Origin of the sequence: Marinobacter nitratireducens (assembly GCF_000708045.1) — a bacterium.
In the GTDB taxonomy this organism is placed as follows: domain Bacteria; phylum Pseudomonadota; class Gammaproteobacteria; order Pseudomonadales; family Oleiphilaceae; genus Marinobacter; species Marinobacter nitratireducens.
Genome location: NZ_ANIE01000003.1, coordinates 783209 through 801760, shown reverse-complemented (window position 1 = coordinate 801760; position 18552 = coordinate 783209). Strand labels below are relative to the sequence as shown.

The window sequence follows — 18552 nt, the reverse complement described above, 5'->3', positions numbered from 1 at the left end:
AGTAGCTGCTCCCTCACAGTTTCAGTCTTCGCAAACCTCCTAAGGATGTTAATGGGTAATCTCCTTGAGCTCGCCTCGTTGTTATGGTTCCTGATCTGTTGGCTCGGATACGCTGTGTACTCCAAGCGCCGGGCGGGTGATCGGCCCTGTCTATCCAATACATTGGATTTATACAGGGAGGATTGGATGCGGGTCATGCTCAAGAGGGGGAATCGCATTGCGGATGCCTCTGTCGTCGGAAACCTCGAGCGTAATGGTGCTTTTTTTGCGTCGAGTTGCCTCCTTATCCTGGCCGGTATCATCACCGCACTGGGCTACACTGAGCAGGTCATGGAGGTGTTTGGGACCATGCCTTTCGGAGCACTGCCCAGTCGTGAAATCTGGGAGCTGCGCATGGTGGTGCTGCTGGTCGTATTTATCTATGCATTCTTCAAGTTCACCTGGTCGATGCGGATGTACAACTTCGTATCGGTGATGATCGGAAGCGCGCCAACGCCGGACGATCCCAAGCCGAGCCCGGCCTCAAAGGAGGCGTTTGCCCGAAGCGCTGGCAACGTATGCAACCTGGCCGGAGACGCTTTCAACCTTGGCTTGCGGTCGTACTACTATGCCCTGGCGGTTGTGGGATGGTTTATCCATCCAGCGGTCTTCATCGCGGCGTCCACTCTGGTGGTGGTCGTACTCTATCGCCGAGAATTCTGCTCAGACGCGCTACTGGCTTTACGCTCAGGAAAAGTATTCGAAGAACCCGCGCCAACAAAAAGCACAAAGGGTTCAAAAGGGGAGACAGCTCCCGATCCAAACTCTTGATCCACAGGTTGGTGCTGAATGAATGACCAAATCCGACGAGACCGGGTGACCCGGTTTATTGACACCCTCAATCAGGCCCGTGAACTGGGCTTGTCTGTCACTGAGGCTGGAAAAGGGTGCCTGACACTCTGCATGCCATACAGCGACCGCATCATTGGTAATCCTGAAACCGGTGTGATTCATGGCGGTGCGATCACAACCTTGATGGATACGACGTCTGGATCCGTCATCCTCTGTGCACTGGATGACTTTGAGCTTTGCCCAACACTCGACCTCCGGGTCGACTACATGCGGCCGGCGGAACCAAACAAGCCGGTTTATGCCCGGGCCGAAACCTACAAGGTGACCCGTAATATCATCTTCACTCGCTGCGAGGCGTTTCAGGAAGGTGGTGAGACCATTGCCAACTGCGTCGGCACGTTCATGCGTATTGGTAAAGATGCGACTCCGAAACATTATCGCGATCTGATCACAGGAGCAGGCGAATGACTGATCCCGAAATTCTTCGCTATACCCGTGAATCCGGTGATTTCTCGCGCATGCTGGAAAGCATCCCTTATGCTCGCTTTATCGGCCTTGCCTGTGATCAGTTCGGGGATGACCTGATCTTTCGTCTGCCGCAGAAGGAGGTGAACCTTGGTAACCCCATCCTGCCGGCTATTCATGGCGGCGTGATCGGTGGCTTTATGGAAATGTCTGCGGCGATCTATCTGATGATGTCGCAAGACACGGTCCGCATGCCCCGAATCGTGGACTTTTCTCTCGACTACCTCCGTGCCGGCCTGAATCGCGAAACCTATGCCGAATGCCGTTTGACCCGCCAGGGCAACCGCGTTGCCAATGTGATGGTTACGGCCTGGCAGAAGTCCCGCTCCCAGCCTATCGCAACCGCCCGGGCTCACTTCCTGATGGAAGATTGATTTCCTCACCCGGCAGGACTTGAAAAGCCTCCGGGTGCCCCCACTTTTTTGCAAGACGAAGAATCCGTGCAGAAGCAGGTACGGGGCCTTTGCCGAAACACGCTGTGAATACGTCCATGTACGCTCGGCTCCGCCATCCATGGCTCCGCACGGTTTCGGCAAAGGCTCCGCACCTGCTTCCCCGAACTGTGAGTTGAATCAGGAGAACTAGTTGCCATGACGGTTGAGTCAAAGAAAGAGACCCTGGGTTTTCAGACGGAAGTGAAGCAGTTGCTTCACCTGATGATCCACTCCCTTTATTCCAACAAGGAAATCTTCCTTCGTGAGCTGATCTCGAACGCCTCGGATGCCGAGGACAAACTTCGTTTTGCGGCGTTGAAAGACGACAGTCTCTACGAGGGCGAGTCGGATCTGAATATCCGTCTGGACTACGACAAAGACGCGGGCACCATCACCATCACCGATAATGGTATCGGTATGACCCGTGAAGACGTGGTTGCGAATCTGGGTACCATCGCCAAATCCGGCACTGCGGATTTCCTCAAGCAGCTTTCAGGCGATGAGAAAAAGGACAGCAAGCTGATCGGTCAGTTTGGTGTGGGCTTCTACTCGTCCTTCATCGTGGCCGACAAGGTCGACGTATTTACCCGCCGCGCCGGTGCTCCGGTTGAGGAGGGGGTGCACTGGGAGTCCAAGGGTGACGGTGAGTTTGCGATTGAGCAGGTCACCCGTGAAAAGCGCGGTACCGAGATCGTTCTGCACCTGAAATCTGAAGACAAGGAATTCGCTGACGGCTGGCGCCTGCGCAGCCTGGTCAAGAAGTACTCTGACCACATTTCCTTCCCGGTGATCATGAAGTCTGAATCCGAGGAAGAAGAGGAGAAGGGCAAGGACGAAACCGTCAACGATGCAACCGCTCTGTGGACCCTGCCTCGCACGGAAATCAAGGACGAAGAGTACAAGGAATTCTACAAGCACATCGCCCACGATTTTGAAGATCCGCTGACCTGGTCCCACAACAAGGTGGAAGGTAAGCTGGATTACACCAGCCTGCTGTACATCCCGGCCCGCGCGCCGTTTGATATGTACAACCGGGAAGCACCGCGTGGTTTGAAACTGTACGTGCAGCGTGTGTTCATCATGGACGACGCCGAACAGTTCCTGCCGCTGTATCTGCGCTTCGCCAAGGGCGTCATCGACTCCAACGATCTGTCCCTGAACGTTTCCCGTGAGATTCTGCAAAACGACAGCACCGTTGAAAGTATCCGTACGGCACTCACCAAGCGTGTTCTGGACATGCTCTCCAAGCTGGCCAAGAAGGACAGCGACGAGTACCAGAAGTTCTGGGCTGAGTTCGGCACCGTTCTGAAGGAAGGTCCGGCAGAGGACTTCGGCAACCGTGAGAAAATCGCCGGTCTGCTGCGTTTCGCTTCGACCCACACTGGCGAAGATACCCAGAACGTGTCTCTGGATGACTACATCAGCCGGATGAAAGAAGGTCAGAGCAAGATCTACTACATCACAGCCGACAGCTTCATGGCCGCCAAGAGCAGCCCGCACCTGGAAGTGTTCAAGAAGAAGGGGATTGAGGTACTGATCCTGTCCGATCGCATTGACGAGTGGATGATGGGTTACCTCAACGAGTACGACGGCAAGTCCATGCAGGACGTTGCCCGTGGTGACCTGGATCTTGGTGAAGTCGAAACCGAAGAAGACAAAAAGCACAAGGAAGAAGCCGCAGAGGAGCACAAGGATCTGCTTGAGCGCATCAAGACCGCGCTGGAAGACCGTGTTCAGGAAGTTCGTGTGACGAACCGTCTGACGGATTCTCCGGCCTGTCTGGTCGTGGGCGACTTCGACATGGGTGCGCAGATGAAGAAGATCATGGAAGCCGCTGGTCAGAAAGTACCGGACAGCAAGCCGATCTTCGAAATCAACGTTGAGCATCCGCTGGTTCAGCGCCTCGAGAACGAGCAGGGCGATGAGCGCTTCAAGGAATTGTCAGCCGTACTGCTGGATCAGGCGACTCTGGCCAGCGGCGAGCAGCTGAAGGATCCGGGTGCTTATGTCACACGGCTGAACCGTCTGCTGTTGGAACTCGCTAACTGATAGCCATGCAGCAAATCATCGTGGATATCAGCATCAGCCCTGATGAGTGGATCAAGCTTTATCAGGGCGTTGCCTCCGATGTTCACGCCAGGGCCCGGGACGGACGCAGTGTCCGTTTCCCGGCCCGAATCCTTTCCCGTTTCTATCTGCAAGATGGCGTTCGCGGATCCTTTCGGATCGTGTTTGACGATCAGGGAAAGTTCCAATCAATTGACCGTCTTTGATAGCCAAAGCCTTTCGTAAAATTTTGTTTCTTTGATTTCACAGCGCCCGCTCCGCTGACTACTCTGAGAGTATTCACAGCAACAAAGGAGTTGTGAAATGTCCCACTGGATGCAAACCTGGAGCGTAAGCCTGAAGCAGCAGGGCAAACTGTTTGTCGACTACTACGTCAATTACGCCATCTCCCAGTAAAGTCTTGTTGGCGGATTGACTTCAATCCGCCGGCAATTCTGTCTACAATGCCGGCCCGCTTACTATTTAACCACCCCTTTTCGGAGCTCCGTAGCCGGTATGCGCATTATCCTCGCCCCCATGGAAGGGCTGGTTGACGCACCCATTCGCGAAACACTCACCAAAGTCGGTGGTATAGACCGTTGTGTGACAGAGTTCGTGCGCGTGACCCACGGTATGCTGCCGCCGCGCGTGTTCTATAAATACGCGCCGGAGCTGCACAACCAGTCGCTGACCCGGGTAGGAACACCGGTGGCCGTTCAGCTGCTGGGCTCTGACCCAGTGCAGATGGGCCTTCACGGAGCCAGAGCCGCGGAGCTGGGCGCCACCCAGGTGGATATCAACTTTGGATGTCCCGCGAAGACCGTGAATCGTCACAAGGGCGGCTGTATTCTGATGCGTGAGCCGGAGTTGATGCACGAAATCACGGAAGCGGTGCGCAAGGCGGTTCCGGCCGGCGTACCAGTAACCGCCAAGATGCGTCTGGGGTACGACGACCGCTCCATGGGTGTTGCTTGTGGCCAGGCTCTGGAAGCAGCTGGCGCCTCCGAAATCGTCATTCATGCCCGAAGCAAAGTCGATGGCTACAAGCCACCAGCTTACTGGGAAGAAATTGCCAGGGTGCGCGAGGCCGTCTCAGCCCATGTGATCGCGAATGGTGAGATCTGGACCGTTAATGACTACTGGCGCTGCCGTAAGGTTTCCGGCTGCGATGATGTGATGATTGGTCGCGGCCTGATCGCCCGTCCTGATCTGGCCCTTCAGATCAAGGCCAGCCAGCAGGGCGAGCAGATCCCGGAAATGAGTTGGCTCGAGGCCGTTGCGCTGGTGCGGGAATACGCCGAGGTGCTTCAGGGCTGGCTTGAGGACCGCTATGTCACGGGGCGGATCAAGCAATGGATGAATTTCCTTCGCCAGGGCTTTGCAGAGGCGGAAGCGATCTGGCCCCAGGCCCGAAAATTGAGGGACGTCGCACCCATGCTGGCCTGCCTTGAACAGACACCTGAAACCTCCGGGAAACGTCATCAGGCTGCGTAATCCCCGCAGCCTGAATCCTGCGTCTCTTCCTTATTCTTCCATATCCGGTGTGTAGCTTCCCGAGCGCGCAGCGCCATTGAGTCGAGCCCGTTTGAGCATGGCTTGCTGCGTCGCCGCGCTGTTTTCAAGGCGGCCGGCCCAGGCATGTTGAGCCGGTTCCTGCAGAGCGCGCCCGTAGGAAAAGCTCAGTTCCCAGGGTTGAGGCCCGTGGCCGTTGATAGCATTCAGGTTCCTCGTTGCCTCATCCGGCGTCTGCCCGCCGGATAGAAAATTGATGCCCGGAACGGCGGCAGGTACCACGCGGTGGAAAACGGAAAGCGTGGCTTTTGCAACGTCTTCGGGAGATGCCTTGGGGCTGTCTTTGCCGGGCGTGACCATGCTGGGTTTCAGTATCATGTACTCAAGCTGAACCCTGTGCCGGTACAGCGCCTGGAATACGCCATTCAACACCTCCTCACTGACGCGGGCGCATCGTTCGATGGTGTGGTCCCCATCAATCAAAACCTCAGGCTCGACAATCGGCACCACGCCGATGGCCTGGCACAGCGCCGCATAGCGGGCCAGCATCTCCGCATTGGCTTCAATAGCCTGTTGTGAGGGAAGGGTGTCGGTAATGTGAAACACGTCCCGCCATTTGGCAAAGCGGGCACCCTGATTCTTATAGATTTCCAGGCGGTCATCGAGCCCATCAAGACCGTAGGTGATTTCTTCGCCTGGCGCGTTGACCAGAGGCTTCTTGCCTTTGTCGACCTTGATGCCAGGAACAATGCCCTGGCTTTCGAGAAGCATCGGAATCGGAGTCTCGTCCAGGCTCTTCTGGCCAAGGGTTTCCTCGAACAGAATCACTCCACTGATGAAGTCACCCAGACCCGGCGTGGAGAGGATCAGGCTCCGGTACTCCCGCCGATTTTCCTCGGTCGATTCCACGCCGATTGCTTTGAAGCGTTTTGCGATGGTTGGATGGCTTTCGTCGGCTGCCAGAATACCTTTACCAGGCTGCACCAGTTTTTCGACTGTTTCCCTGAGTTCGTCCTGTATACCCATTGTTTTCCTCCTGTGCGCACCAGGTATTTATTCGTCGGTGGTTCCGTCATTGTAGACCCTGACATGCAAGAGGGAATTTGACCTGAGCCAAGGCAAAAGCCGGTGGTGTGAATTACGCTGAAAGACACAACAACAGACAAGTCAGGGCCAAATTATGAAAACCGTGGTCAGCGTCAGCCTTGGGGCATCGGAGAACGATTACGAATTGGAAACGGAGTTTCTCGGGCAGCATTTCCGAATCCTGAGGATCGGAACCGATGGCGATCTCGAGCGTGCTGAGTCTGTTCTGGATTCGGTGGGAGAACAGGCTGATGCCATCGGGTTGAGCATGGTCCATGACCACTATCAGGTTGGCAGGGAGGTCATAGAACACCCGGAAACGGCCCGGTTGCAGGCTTGTGTACCGGATCGAGCAGTCACAACAGGGGCTGGGCTTCGAGGCATTCTTCAGGAATGGGCGGTTCGCCATACCCAATCCGAGCTTGGGCATTTTTTTGATAACGCCCGGGTGCTGTTCATGAACGGGCAAGCTGGGTACCGCATCGCCGGGTCGCTTGCCGAGCACACGGACAACCTTTTCTTTGCTGATCCCTACCAGGATTTCGGCATTCCGCGAACACTGACGTCGCTCAAACAACTTGAAACCTATACATCCCTGACGGCCCAGTTCATGTTTCATCCCATGGCCGTCAAAACGTTGGAGACATTGCATCGCACGCCGTTGTTCCGTCTTGGAGAACGGCTGGTGAAAGGCTCACTCCATCACACGGTGGAGAACGCCCATGTTGTGGTCTCTTCGGTGGGTGATCTTGCCGAATTTGGTGAACAGGAGCTCGACGGAACAACCGTCATCACTTCCCGGGTAACCGAGAGTGCCCTGGACTGGCTACGCTCCCGAAAGGTTGCCATGGTCGTGGACTACAGCCCCTGGCTGGAAGGTCGGCCCGTCGGGGTAAATGTCATGGAAGCGATGATCTCTGCCGCGTTGTCCCGAACGCCGGAACAGCTCAGCCCGGATGATTACCTGGATATCATTCAGCAACTGGGTATTGAGCCGAGAATCCTTTACCCAAACGGATATCGTCGGGTGAACCGGTTTGCGTTCGTGATTCACCCGTTGTCGCAGCAATACCTGACCAAAACGCCACCGCTGGACTGGATCGCCGAGGTGTCGCCGCCCGTTGTCATGAATCTGGTTGAAAAAGCCGTGGCCTACACGCCGCCCTTCATCTACTCCAAAGTCAGCGGTATCCGTTCACCAACGGGAGATGAAGCCGAAGGTTGGTTGATCACGGTGGGTGGAACGCCTCGGGAAATCATGGCCCATGGTCCCGAGTTCACCTACAGCCGGTTGCTGGCCGCGGCGAAACTGGCGAAAAAACTGGGCGCACAGATTATGGGGTTGGGTGCGTTTACCAAAGTCGTAGGGGACGCCGGCATAACCGTGGCCAAGCGGGCACCGCTGCCAATCACCACCGGGAACAGTTACAGCGCTTCCGGCGCCCTGTGGGCGGCCCATGATGCGCTCAAGAGAGTTGGTCTTGTCAGTGTCGGAAAGAGCGGAAAAATGGCGGGCAAGGCCATGGTTGTAGGGGCGACCGGGGCCATTGGTTCGGTCTGTGCCCGCCTGTTGGCGAAAGCCGTCGATGAGATATTCCTGGCCGCGCCGGAGCCGGCGAAGCTGCTGGCGCTGAAGGAAAGCATCGAACAGGAAACGCCGGGCGCCATTGTCCATGTCGCCGGTTCGGCAGACCGCGATGTGGCGGACATGGACATGATCGTTACCGCCACCTCCGGAGCCGGTAAACGGATACTGGACATTACGAAGGTTAAGCCCGGGTGTGTTATTACCGACGTTGCACGCCCGCTGGATATCCCGCCGGAGGATGTTGCCAAGCGGCCGGATGTACTGGTGATTGAGTCCGGTGAGATTCAGCTTCCGGGTGAACCGACAATGAAAGACATCGGCTTACCGAAAGGCATTGCCTATGCCTGTCTGGCGGAAACCATCGTTCTCACGTTGGAGGGACGCTTCGAGAACTTCACGCTCGGGCGTAACATCGAGTGGGAGAAAGTCCGCGAGATATACAAGATGGGGCTCAGGCATGGGATGGAGCTGGCGGCTATATCCGGGGTGAATGGTGTGTTCAGTGATGAAGACTTCGAACGCGTCAGGACACTGGCGGTAGAGCAGTTGGAGGCGGGGTGATTATCGATAGATAAAAACTAATAAAACCAATAGGAAAAGAAATTTAGTCAATTCATGGTGGCTGATCTACATTGAATGGGTGTCAACGCAGCTTTGTTCACAAAGTGAGCAAGCCCAAGAACAATGGAGAGAACCATGGCTGACAACAGTAATGCAGGAAAGTGCCCGGTAATGCACGGTGCGAATAGCACCGAAGGCAGTACCAACATGAAGTGGTGGCCGAATGCCCTGAACCTCGACATTCTGAGCCAACACGATACCAAGACTGATCCGATGGGGCAGGCGTTCAACTACCGCGACGAAGTAAAAAAGCTGGACGTCGCAGCGCTCAAGAAAGACCTGACTGATCTGATGACCAGCAGTCAGGACTGGTGGCCGGCAGACTGGGGCCACTATGGCGGCCTGATGATCCGTATGGCCTGGCACGCCGCCGGATCTTACCGCGTAGCTGATGGGCGCGGCGGTGCCGGCACCGGAAACCAGCGTTTTGCTCCCCTGAACTCCTGGCCGGATAACGGCAACCTCGATAAGGCTCGCCGTTTGCTGTGGCCGATCAAACAGAAATACGGCAACAAACTGAGTTGGGCTGATCTGATCATCCTGGCGGGCAATGTTGCCTACGAATCCATGGGCTTCAAGACCTTTGGCTTTGGATTTGGTCGCGAAGACATCTGGCACCCGGAAGAGGATATTTACTGGGGTGCGGAAGACGAGTGGCTTGCTCCGAGTGACAACGACAAGAGCCGTTATTCGGGTGAGCGGGACCTTGAGAACCCTCTTGCTGCGGTCATGATGGGGCTGATCTACGTGAACCCGGAAGGGGTGGACGGCAATCCGGACCCGCTGAAGACAGCAAAAGATGTGAGAGAGACCTTCGCCCGCATGGCGATGGACGATGAAGAGACCGTCGCTTTGACCGCTGGTGGTCATACCGTGGGCAAGTGCCACGGCAATGGTGATGCCGACAATCTTGGGCCGGAACCCGAAGGTGCGGATATCGAAGAGCAGGGCTTCGGCTGGATGAACCACAAAACCCGTGGGGTCGGCGGGCAGGCGGTCACAAGCGGCCTTGAAGGGGCCTGGACGACCAACCCGACCAAGTGGGATCACGGCTACTTTGAGATGCTGCTCGGTCACGAGTGGGAGTTGACCAAAAGCCCGGCCGGAGCCAACCAGTGGCAGCCGAAGGACATCAAGGAAGAGGACATGCCCGTTGATGTGGACGACCCTTCCGTCCGCCGCATGCCGATGATGACAGACGCCGATATGGCGATGCGCGAAGATCCGGACTATCGCAAGATCTCGGAGAAATTCCGCGCCGATCCTGCTTATTTTGATGAAGTGTTTGCGCGCGCCTGGTTCAAGCTGACCCACCGGGACATGGGGCCGAAAGCCCGTTACGTTGGCCCGGAAGTTCCGGCAGAAGATCTAATCTGGCAGGATCCGGTTCCGGCTGGCAGCACCAGCTACGACGTAGACGCGGTAAAGGCGAAAATTGCTGACAGCGGCCTCAGTATCAGTGAAATGGTGAGCACCGCCTGGGACAGCGCCCGCACCTACCGAGGCTCCGATATGCGCGGTGGCGCTAACGGTGCCCGTATCCGTCTGGCGCCACAAAAAGACTGGGAAGGTAACGAACCGCAGCGTCTGTCCAAAGTCCTTGGCGTACTGGAAGGTATTGCCTCTGAGGCAGGTGCCAGCGTTGCGGATGTGATCGTGCTGGCGGGTAATGTCGGTGTCGAGCAGGCTGCCAAGGCGGCTGGTGTGAACGTGACCGTACCGTTTTCACCGGGCCGAGGCGACGCCACAGATGATCAGACCGATGCGGAGTCTTTCGAGTATCTGGAGCCGATCCACGATGCGTTCCGTAACTGGTTGAAGAAGGACTATTCGGTATCGCCGGAGAAACTGATGCTGGATCGCGCCCAGCTGATGGGCCTGACAGCACCGGAAATGACCGTTCTGCTGGGTGGTATGCGAGTGCTCGGTACCAACCACGGTGGCAGCAAGGATGGGGTCTTCACCGATCGTGAAGGTCAGTTGACCAATGACTTTTTCGTCAATCTGACCGACATGAGTAATCGTTGGGAGCCCAAAGGCTACAACAAATACGACATCGTTGATCGGGCGTCAGGCAATACCAAGTTCACCGCAACCCGTGTGGATCTGGTGTTCGGATCAAATTCCATTTTGCGTGCCTACGCCGAGGTGTATGCCCAGAACGACAACAAAGAGAAATTCGTGAATGACTTTGTTGCCGCCTGGACCAAGGTGATGAACGCAGATCGGTTCGATCTGGCCTGATCCGGACACGGACGGCATAAAAAGGGGCGTTCCGATTTACTCGGAACGCCGCTTTTTGTTGGGCCGGGCGTTATTTCAACCCGGCCTTTGCGGCGCGGGCCGCGTGAAGTTTCTTGTAGCTCTCAATCAGGCGCAGGTGTTTGTCGAGGCCCTCAAGCTGCATGTTCGTGGGTGTCAGTCCGTGGAAGCGGACGCTGCCGTCTACTGAGCCGACGACGTTATCCATGGTGTCGTCGCCGAACATGCGGCGGAAGTTGTCGATGAAGTCGTCCAGCTCCAGCTCGTTGTCCAGTGTGATTTCCAGGACAGCCTGCATGGCCTGATAGAACAGCCCGCGCTCAACGGTGTTGTCGTTGAACTGCAGGAACATCTCCACCGTATCCAGCGCTTCCTCGTGCTGCTGCAAGGCCAGGTAGATCAGCAGTTTGAGCTCAAGGATGGTGAGCTGACCCCAGATGGTGTTCTCATCGAACTCGACACCGATCAGGGTAATGATCGTCATGTAGTTATCGATCTGGCTCTCTTCGAGTCGCTCGACCAGATCAGCCAGCTGGTCATTGCTCAGTCTGTGCAGGTTGAGGATGTCCTCACGATAATCCAGGGCCATGTTGGTGTTGTCCCAGATCAGATCTTCGACCGGGTAGATCTCGGAATAACCGGGTACCAGAATCCGGCACGTCTGGGCGCCGAGCTCATCGTGAACGGCAACATACACTTCCTTTTCGAGTTCACGGAGTATGCCGAAGAGCGTTTCAGCCTCTTCTTCGTTGGTTCCGGAGAAGTTCCATTCACAGAACTCGTAGTCAGACTGGGCACTGAAAAAGCGCCACGACACAACACCCGTGGAGTCGATAAAGTGCTCAACGTAGTTGTTGGGCTCCGCCACGGCCAGACTGTTGAAGGTCGGCGGCGGAACATCGTTGAGACCTTCAAAGCTGCGGCCCTGCATCAATTCCGTCAGGCTACGCTCCAGTGCCACATGGAAGCTGGGGTGTGCGCCGAAGGAGGCAAACACGCCGCCGGTTTTCGGGTTCATCAACGTGACGCACATCACCGGGAATTGCCCGCCAAGCGAAGCGTCCTTCACCAGCACCGGGAATCCCTGAGCTTCCAGTGCTTCGATGCCCTCGACGATTTCCGGATACTTCGCCAGAACGTCCTTCGGGACATCCGGCAGGGCGATTTCATCTTCGATGATCTGCTTTTTGACGGCCCGCTCAAAAATTTCTGAGAGGCACTGCACCTGGGCTTCATATTGGGTGTTGCCGGCACTCATGCCGTTACTCAGGAACAGGTTTTCCACCAGATTGGAAGGGAAATAGATCGTCTCACCGTCTGACTGGCGCACGAAGGGCAGGGCGCAAATGCCGCGATCAACGCGTCCGGAGTTGGTATCAATCAGGTTGGAGCCGCGGAGCTCGCCGTCCGGGTTGTAAATCGCCAGGCAGTGCTCATCGAGGATACCCTCGGGAAGCTCGTCCTCCGGCCCCGGTTTGAACCATTTTTCCTCCGGGTAATGGACGAAGTCAGCGTTGGCAATCTCCTCGCCGAAATACTGGTCGTTGTAGAAAAAGTTGCAGTTCAGGCGCTCGATAAACTCACCGAGGGCGGAACACAGCGCACTTTCCTTGGTGGCTCCTTTCCCGTTGGTGAAGCACATGGGAGAGGCGGCATCCCGGATGTGCAGTGACCAGACATGGGGGACAATATTGCGCCAGGAGGCGATCTCGATCTTCATGCCCAGGTCTTCGAGGATACTGGTCATGTTAGCGATGGTCTGCTCCAGTGGCAGATCCTTTCCTTCGATGAAGGTGCGGGTGCCATCCGGTTCAGTCATCAGCAGGGCCTGGGCGTCAGCATCCAGATTCTCTACCGTCTCGATCTCGAATTGCGGACCGGTCTGAACCACCTTCTTCACGGTGCAGCGCTCGATGGAACGGAGAATGCCCTGGCGGTCCTTGTCTGAAATATCCTCCGGCAGCTCTACCTGAATCCGGAAGATCTGGTTGTAGCGGTTCTCCGGATCCACGATGTTGTTCTGGGACAGCCGGATGTTCTCGGTGGGAATGTCCCTGGCCAGGCAGTAAACCCGGACGAAGTAGGCGGCGCAAAGAGCAGAGGAGGCCAGGAAGTAATCGAAGGGACTGGGGGCTGAACCGTCACCCTTGTAGCGGATGGGCTGATCGGTAATGACGGTAAAATCGTCAAACTTGGCTTCAAGCCGCAGGTTATCGAGAAAGTTGACGTTGATTTCCATGGAAGAAGCTACCCGGATTGGAGAATTTGGCGAGTCCCGGTGGACCAAGACCCGCCATTATCCAGTTTTTAAGGCGCTTCGTCTCGCGGGTTTCAGTCCGTTTTCTGGAATGAAAAAAGCTCGTTGCCTTCGCCGTCGTAGAAAGTCAGCTTAAGTTCCTGAAGTGAGTAGGATTCGACCGAGCTCAGGTTCTTGTTGAACCTGTCCGGGACCACCATGTCGGTACAGAATCGGCGGGTCACGGCGACCGGCCCAAATTCTATATCCCCGAAACCCACATCCTCGATAGGTCCCAGGTAGTTGTTGCAGCCATTGAATCCGGAGACCTTCATTTCCTGGAGATTGATCTCCATGCGGGGGCGCTGGCGTTCGCTGCGCAGCTCCAGTTCTTTCCCGTTCATTGTCTCCAGAACCCAGATGTCATGAAGCCGTTGTGAACTGCCAAAGGTTGCACACCCTGTCAAAGAGGTTGTGACCACAGCGGTTGCCAGTGCTGCCTGCGCCAGACTTCTAAAACTCATTGATTCTCCCTCATTCCTCAACCTGGACGAAGCATATCAGGATAGACCAGGCAGCGTGTTGGCAAGGTAACAATCGAGCGTCAGATGGATGAGATTTAATAACCGGCAAGCCTCTGAAGAGGAGGAATCGAACCAATGCTTGTCATTTAATACACATATGAAGTAAAGTGATTCACATCTGAAGTAAATGGTGAATCGATGGACAAGCGTTTTTTCTATCTGCTGAACAAAGGCCGCCACAGGGTGTACAAATCAGCGGACCAGCTAAGTGAAGAACATCTGGGTATTTCGGTCACCCAGGTAGGGGCCCTGTTGCTGATTAATGAGAATGAGGGGTGTCTTCTGAAGGATGTAGCCAGGCGCCTGAACCTCAATAACTCAGCCCTGACCGGGCTTGCAGCTCGGATGGAGACCAGAGGGCTGCTCGAGCGGAGGCCCTGTGATCGGGACAAAAGAGCATCGAGGCTCTATCTCACAGACCTGGGACGGCAGAAGATCACCGAGGCAAAGCCTCTTATTGCCGATTTGAATGCGCGCATGACCGAGGGATTCGATGAGCAGGAAGTTGCCGTCATTCTCAAGTTCCTGAATCACCTGGCCAACGATTTCTGACGGAGGATTTTGCCATGGGCGTACTGGAAACCAACCTGCATCGCAGTCAGCCGCAGGAAATGAACTTGACCACTGACGGCGGCCACAACATTGTCTTGCGGCTGTTTCAGGCAGAAGATTCCGGGTCTGTTGTGATCATGGCCGGAGCCATGGGGGTGGCCCAGAACTGTTATGAGAAGTTTGCCCGTTTCCTGAATAGTGAGGGGTTCACCGTCATCACCTTCGATTACTCGGGTATGGGGGCGTCGGTAAATGGCCGGCTCAAAAAACACAGTACCCGCATAACGGATTGGGGAACGGAGGACTGTCAGGCGGTGATCGAGTTCGCTCGAGAATCCTTCCCAGGCCAGAGGTTACAGTGGATCGGTCACAGTGTTGGTGGGCAACTATTGGGTATGACGCCAAATGTGAATCTGCTGGATAATGCGATTACCGTTGCATGCGGAAGCGGCTACTGGCGGGAAAATTCGCCACCGACAAAGCGCATTGCGTGGTTTCTCTGGTACTTCCTGGTGCCGGTGATTGTTCCGCTTTGTGGTTACTTTCCGGGCAAGCGGTTGAATATCGTGGGTGATCTTCCACCGAATGTGATGCGCCAATGGCGGCGTTGGTGTCTGCACCCGGAATACGCGGTTGGCGTGGAAGGAAAAGCACTGCGTCAGCAATATGCGGATGTGAAGGTGCCGATCACCTCGGTGTCGTTTACCGATGATGAGATGATGTCCGAGCGCAATACAGCCTCCATTCATGGATTCTACGAGAATGCGCCAATGACGATGCTGCGGCTGAGGCCTGAGGACATTGGAGAGACCGGGGTTGGGCACCTTGGGTGGTTCCGGGAGCGCTACCGGGAGTCGGTCTGGAAAGGAACGCTGCTGGAGTTGTTGCAGTAGCGTTTGGCTCATACATCAATTTTGTTCAATATCCCGGGTTCGGATACGGGCAAACTCCGGCTATTCGTCTAGAGGAGTAACTTGCCGTGACACTGTCCCTTATCCTGCCCATGTCCGCCTTCGCGCTGGCGGCCTCCATTTCGCCGGGTCCCGTGAACCTGATGTGCCTCAGCAGCGGAACTCGCTACCCGATTTCGAGGGGGCTGGTATTCGTAACCGGCGCCACATTGGGTTTCATCGCGCTGTTTATCGGTGTTGGTTTAGGCCTGTACTCGATTCTTACACTGGTACCCGTGCTTGAAAGCCTTCTTCGCTGGGCAGGTGTCGGGTTTCTGCTGTATTTGAGTATCCGGCTCGCCGCTGACAAAGGTGTGTTACCGGATGACGACGAGGCCAATGCCCCTGGATTCGGCACAGGAGCGCTGATGCAGTGGCTGAACCCCAAGGCCTGGCTGGCGTCGGCTTCTGGTATCGGGGCATACACCAGCGCCAATGAACTGGATCAGGTACTGCTCTTTGCCTCGCTCTATCTGCCGATCTGTTGGCTGTCCTTATCCTGCTGGGTCTATGCGGGCGCCTTTCTTCGCCAACATGTCCAGAAACCTTCAGTGCTCGTCGCAGTAAACCGGACGCTGGCTCTTCTGTTGGCGCTCAGCTGTGTTTATCTGCTGATCGGATGAGCTTTGCCTGATACTGGTTTGGCGTCGCGGCCATCAGCTTTTTGAAGGTGCGATGGAAGTGAGGTTGGTCTGCAAAGCCTGCGTTCTGCGCGACCTCGGCAATTGGAGTGCCATGCCTCAGTTCGTCACGCCCAAGCTGAATACGGCGATTCACCAGATAGGCGTGGGGTGTGAGTCCGAAGTGCTGTTTGAACGCCCGGATCAGGTGGCCGCTGCTGTAACCTGAGCGTTCGCAGAGCGTATCCAGGGACAATTCCTCTGCAGCGTGCTCATCCAGGTAGCGCGCAAGTTCAAGCATAGGGCCGGGCGTGCGGGCTGAAGGCTCCTCAGGTTGCTCAGCCAGTTCATGCATCAGATCAGAAAGGAATTCGACCACTTCCGTCTGTTTGTCCAGAAGCTCCCGGTTGTTGTCCAGAAGGCATTCCGCCATCCGACAGTATCGCTGGAACCAGATGGGGTCAGATATAACCGGTGTGGGGATATCCCGCCATTGTGGCGCTGCCAGCAGGCCCGCCCGGTAGCGCAGATCTGTGAGCCAGCCAGTGTCGACGTAGAGCATGAAATAGGCCCAGGGCCGGTCCGCGATGGGATTGCAGGCATGCACCCACTCCGGGTTCATCAACACAAGGTCGCCTTCATTGATCCAGTACTGGTTGTCACGGTACTGGAAGGTGCTTTCTCCGCCGGTAATCGCTCCGATAGACCACTGGGTGTGGCTGTGAGGGGCATAACAGACCTTGCGGCCATCGCTGACCTGGCGTAACTCCACGTGGGGTATCCGGTCATCCCGCCAGAAAACGGGTTTAGCAACTGCGTCGCGTGAAGTTCCAATGGTTTTCATGCCGACTCCTTTCGCATCAGATACCTCCGAAAGCCAACTCCGCCTCTGAAAACCCTCTGTTCTTCGATAACCTCAAACCCATGACGTTTGAAAAAGGGTGCGGCAATCAGGCTCGCTTCAGTGTAGAAGGTTCTTGAGCCGGATGCAGACAGTTGGCGCACAGCCTCGCCCAACAGTGCAGACGCTACGCCTTGCCTGGCGGCGTCCGGCGCTGTGTAAAGAAGGTCGATGTGCCCATCGGGTTCGAAGGAGATAAAACCCAGGGGAATGCCTTCCTCCTCGGCAACCAGTGTCTGGCATTCCTGAAATCGTTGTCGCCATCCGTCCATATCCGGGTCGGTCGGCGCCCACGCAGCTCTCTGCTCGGCGGTGTATTCCGTCGTTGCCAGTGTATGGACAGATTCAGTAAACAGCGACACCAGAGACTCTGTCTCGGAATCGCGGAACGGATGTATTGTGATCGATAAGGTCATGATGACTTGCGTGATTTAGAGGCCACTCAGTTGCGTGCTTTTAACACGGAATGAATGCGCTTGACCGCAGCCGTGTGGGTATCGGTAGCGTGGGATTCGAGCCAGTCTTCCAACATCTCCAGAACCCGCTTTTCATCGTTGCTGCGAAGGCCAGGCCAGAATACATAGGGGATCACATCCGGGTTACGTATATAGAAAAGAGCCGCATCCTCCGGTTTGCTGACATCCCCTCGCAGACCGACGACGAAGCGCGAGCCGTCAGCGTCTACCAGCGTCACCACCAACGACTTTTCGGATTCGATATCCCGAACTTCCTCGACCCCAATGGGGGCTTCAAGATCAGGCACCGAGGTTATGTAATACTGAATACCGACAAAGCCCAGCAGGACAATAAGCAGTCCCGCCAGGGCAATTGATTTGATCATGAATAACGTACCTTGCTACCGCTCAGCAGAAGGCACTAGATCTCCTTCAGCTTCACGAAAATTTCCATTTCCACGTACCCATCTTCCCTGGCATCGTTCAGGTAGCGTTCCATCAGGGGATAGTTGTCAGGCTCGAAGCCACTATCTGGAAGCCAGTCGGAATAGATGCTCAGTTGGGCGTTAATGGTTTCCTCAACCGGGCCCTTATAGTACAGCACCGCGTACTTGCCGTTCGGGATTTCGGCCAATTCGAACGGTGGGTTAACCGTCACGCCCTCATCAACCACAATCGAGGCGGTGTAGCGGCATTTATCGAGCGGCGTCACGGTTGGGTTATCAAAAGCCAGTGCGAATCGCTGCTGATCCTGAGGTTTGATGCCGTGGTTGTCAGCCCAGGTAATGAGTTTATCCCAGGCGGCATAGATACCGTCGGGCTCATATCCCTTTGGCGAGGCCAGGGTACAAACCGATTTCCGTTCCAGATCCCGTACTTCGATTTTCATAGTTGTATCCTTTAATTCCGTTTGGTTCATCACGTCAGTTGTGATGCGAGAAGGATACAAATCAGAGGGTTGGAACTCTTTTCCATACTTGCTAAAGAGTTTTCCAATCTTGCTGTCCTGCACTTTATCCGGGTTTCGAAGCTCTGAAGGGCTATACCCGAAATGCAGCTTAACGGCCTTGGAAAAGTTAGCACTGGATGAAAATCCACTGGCCAGTGCAATCTGTGTAATGGGCAGGTCAGGCTTGAAAATGAGCTGATTAACCGCCCGCTCAAGCCGTCGCCTGGACATGAAGTCATTAAGCGTTTCGCCCATGATCCCCGAAAAAATACGGTGGAAGTGGTAAGGCGAGAAGTGACTGATTTCGGCGATGTCCGTAAGAGTCAGCCGGGCATCCAGGTTCGCTTCGATGTACCGGATGACGTTTTCGATGCGTGCTTTGTAGGTTTTGTTCATGGTT

The 18552-nt window shown here is 55.7% G+C and carries 18 protein-coding genes; 11 read left to right on the top strand and 7 right to left on the bottom strand.

Going from position 1 to position 18552, the window contains the following annotated elements; translation table 11 throughout:
* Positions 1-51: 51 nt before the first annotated feature.
* From D777_RS05530 to D777_RS05505, 6 genes are all read left to right on the top strand, one after another.
* The gene (locus D777_RS05530) at positions 52-810 is read left to right on the top strand and encodes a DUF599 domain-containing protein (protein WP_036129414.1); all 759 of its coding nucleotides are present in this window, start codon (positions 52-54) and stop codon (positions 808-810) included.
* An 18-nt stretch (positions 811-828) separates the two neighbouring features.
* Positions 829-1299 carry a PaaI family thioesterase gene (locus D777_RS05525; RefSeq protein ID WP_036129413.1) on the top strand — a complete coding sequence of 157 codons (471 nt, stop codon included), beginning with the start codon at positions 829-831 and terminating at the stop codon, positions 1297-1299.
* Complete coding sequence (locus tag D777_RS05520) at positions 1296-1730, top strand: PaaI family thioesterase (RefSeq protein WP_036129412.1); 435 nt, start codon at positions 1296-1298, stop codon at positions 1728-1730. Before D777_RS05525 ends, D777_RS05520 begins: the two co-directional genes overlap by 4 nt.
* A gap of 216 nt (positions 1731-1946) precedes the next feature.
* On the top strand, positions 1947-3839 hold the full coding sequence (htpG, locus tag D777_RS05515) for a molecular chaperone HtpG (RefSeq protein ID WP_036129411.1): 1893 nt from the start codon (positions 1947-1949) through the stop codon (positions 3837-3839).
* 5 nt (positions 3840-3844) lie between these two features.
* Entirely contained in the window at positions 3845-4063 is a 219-nt protein-coding gene (locus D777_RS05510; RefSeq protein ID WP_036129410.1) for a DUF2835 domain-containing protein, read from the top strand.
* Positions 4064-4352: 289 nt separating this feature from the next.
* The gene (locus D777_RS05505; protein WP_036129409.1) at positions 4353-5330 is read left to right on the top strand and encodes a tRNA dihydrouridine synthase; all 978 of its coding nucleotides are present in this window, start codon (positions 4353-4355) and stop codon (positions 5328-5330) included.
* 30 nt (positions 5331-5360) lie between these two features.
* Here the strand turns inward: D777_RS05505 and D777_RS05500 are convergent, their stop codons facing one another.
* Positions 5361-6374, bottom strand: a complete 1014-nt coding sequence (locus D777_RS05500; RefSeq protein ID WP_036129408.1) for a class I fructose-bisphosphate aldolase — start codon at positions 6372-6374, stop codon at positions 5361-5363.
* Positions 6375-6528: 154 nt separating this feature from the next.
* Here D777_RS05500 and D777_RS05495 point away from each other — a divergent pair, with 154 nt between their 5' ends.
* Both D777_RS05495 and katG read left to right on the top strand, forming a co-directional pair.
* The gene (locus tag D777_RS05495) at positions 6529-8583 is read left to right on the top strand and encodes a dehydrogenase (RefSeq protein ID WP_036129407.1); all 2055 of its coding nucleotides are present in this window, start codon (positions 6529-6531) and stop codon (positions 8581-8583) included.
* Between the two features lie 135 nt (positions 8584-8718).
* Positions 8719-10887, top strand: coding sequence for a catalase/peroxidase HPI (gene katG, locus D777_RS05490; protein ID WP_036129406.1), 2169 nt, complete (start codon positions 8719-8721; stop codon positions 10885-10887).
* A 70-nt stretch (positions 10888-10957) separates the two neighbouring features.
* Here katG and D777_RS05485 read toward each other — a convergent pair whose 3' ends face one another.
* Both D777_RS05485 and D777_RS05480 read right to left on the bottom strand, forming a co-directional pair.
* Complete coding sequence (locus D777_RS05485) at positions 10958-13144, bottom strand: OsmC domain/YcaO domain-containing protein (protein WP_036129405.1); 2187 nt, start codon at positions 13142-13144, stop codon at positions 10958-10960.
* Between the two features lie 92 nt (positions 13145-13236).
* On the bottom strand, positions 13237-13665 hold the full coding sequence (locus D777_RS05480) for an META domain-containing protein (protein WP_036129404.1): 429 nt from the start codon (positions 13663-13665) through the stop codon (positions 13237-13239).
* A gap of 198 nt (positions 13666-13863) precedes the next feature.
* Between D777_RS05480 and D777_RS05475 the strand changes: the two genes are divergently transcribed.
* From D777_RS05475 to D777_RS05465, 3 genes are all read left to right on the top strand, one after another.
* Positions 13864-14277 (top strand): MarR family winged helix-turn-helix transcriptional regulator, encoded by a 414-nt coding sequence (locus D777_RS05475; RefSeq protein ID WP_036129403.1) that lies wholly within the window; start codon positions 13864-13866, stop codon positions 14275-14277.
* Between the two features lie 14 nt (positions 14278-14291).
* Entirely contained in the window at positions 14292-15170 is an 879-nt protein-coding gene (locus D777_RS05470) for an alpha/beta hydrolase family protein (protein ID WP_036129402.1), read from the top strand.
* A gap of 92 nt (positions 15171-15262) precedes the next feature.
* Positions 15263-15850, top strand: a complete 588-nt coding sequence (locus D777_RS05465; protein WP_036129623.1) for a LysE family translocator — start codon at positions 15263-15265, stop codon at positions 15848-15850.
* Here the strand turns inward: D777_RS05465 and D777_RS05460 are convergent.
* Genes D777_RS05460 through D777_RS05445 form a run of 4 tightly spaced genes read right to left on the bottom strand, consistent with a single transcriptional unit; the run spans position 15822 to position 18548 of the window.
* Positions 15822-16691: an AraC family transcriptional regulator gene (locus D777_RS05460; RefSeq protein WP_051668947.1), complete on the bottom strand. Its 870-nt coding sequence runs from the start codon at positions 16689-16691 to the stop codon at positions 15822-15824. The two genes, D777_RS05465 and D777_RS05460, sit on opposite strands and share 29 nt — an antisense overlap.
* Positions 16688-17164, bottom strand: a complete 477-nt coding sequence (locus D777_RS05455) for a GNAT family N-acetyltransferase (RefSeq protein WP_036129401.1) — start codon at positions 17162-17164, stop codon at positions 16688-16690. Before D777_RS05455 ends, D777_RS05460 begins: the two co-directional genes overlap by 4 nt.
* A gap of 26 nt (positions 17165-17190) precedes the next feature.
* Positions 17191-17589: a hypothetical protein gene (locus tag D777_RS05450; protein WP_036129400.1), complete on the bottom strand. Its 399-nt coding sequence runs from the start codon at positions 17587-17589 to the stop codon at positions 17191-17193.
* A gap of 35 nt (positions 17590-17624) precedes the next feature.
* Positions 17625-18548, bottom strand: a complete 924-nt coding sequence (locus tag D777_RS05445) for an AraC family transcriptional regulator (protein WP_036129399.1) — start codon at positions 18546-18548, stop codon at positions 17625-17627.
* Between the last annotated feature and the right edge of the window lie 4 nt (positions 18549-18552).

Coding starts and splice junctions, on each gene's coding strand:
- D777_RS05470 (WP_036129402.1), top strand. CDS start 14,292: ATGGGCGTACTGGAAACCAACCTGCATCGCAGTCAGCCGCAGGAAATG.
- D777_RS05505 (WP_036129409.1), top strand. CDS start 4,353: ATGCGCATTATCCTCGCCCCCATGGAAGGGCTGGTTGACGCACCCATT.
- katG (WP_036129406.1), top strand. CDS start 8,719: ATGGCTGACAACAGTAATGCAGGAAAGTGCCCGGTAATGCACGGTGCG.
- htpG (WP_036129411.1), top strand. CDS start 1,947: ATGACGGTTGAGTCAAAGAAAGAGACCCTGGGTTTTCAGACGGAAGTG.
- D777_RS05450 (WP_036129400.1), bottom strand. CDS start 17,589: ATGATCAAATCAATTGCCCTGGCGGGACTGCTTATTGTCCTGCTGGGC.
- D777_RS05525 (WP_036129413.1), top strand. CDS start 829: ATGAATGACCAAATCCGACGAGACCGGGTGACCCGGTTTATTGACACC.
- D777_RS05520 (WP_036129412.1), top strand. CDS start 1,296: ATGACTGATCCCGAAATTCTTCGCTATACCCGTGAATCCGGTGATTTC.
- D777_RS05480 (WP_036129404.1), bottom strand. CDS start 13,665: ATGAGTTTTAGAAGTCTGGCGCAGGCAGCACTGGCAACCGCTGTGGTC.
- D777_RS05530 (WP_036129414.1), top strand. CDS start 52: ATGGGTAATCTCCTTGAGCTCGCCTCGTTGTTATGGTTCCTGATCTGT.
- D777_RS05455 (WP_036129401.1), bottom strand. CDS start 17,164: ATGACCTTATCGATCACAATACATCCGTTCCGCGATTCCGAGACAGAG.
- D777_RS05475 (WP_036129403.1), top strand. CDS start 13,864: ATGGACAAGCGTTTTTTCTATCTGCTGAACAAAGGCCGCCACAGGGTG.
- D777_RS05460 (WP_051668947.1), bottom strand. CDS start 16,691: ATGAAAACCATTGGAACTTCACGCGACGCAGTTGCTAAACCCGTTTTC.
- D777_RS05485 (WP_036129405.1), bottom strand. CDS start 13,144: ATGGAAATCAACGTCAACTTTCTCGATAACCTGCGGCTTGAAGCCAAG.
- D777_RS05510 (WP_036129410.1), top strand. CDS start 3,845: ATGCAGCAAATCATCGTGGATATCAGCATCAGCCCTGATGAGTGGATC.
- D777_RS05495 (WP_036129407.1), top strand. CDS start 6,529: ATGAAAACCGTGGTCAGCGTCAGCCTTGGGGCATCGGAGAACGATTAC.
- D777_RS05445 (WP_036129399.1), bottom strand. CDS start 18,548: ATGAACAAAACCTACAAAGCACGCATCGAAAACGTCATCCGGTACATC.
- D777_RS05500 (WP_036129408.1), bottom strand. CDS start 6,374: ATGGGTATACAGGACGAACTCAGGGAAACAGTCGAAAAACTGGTGCAG.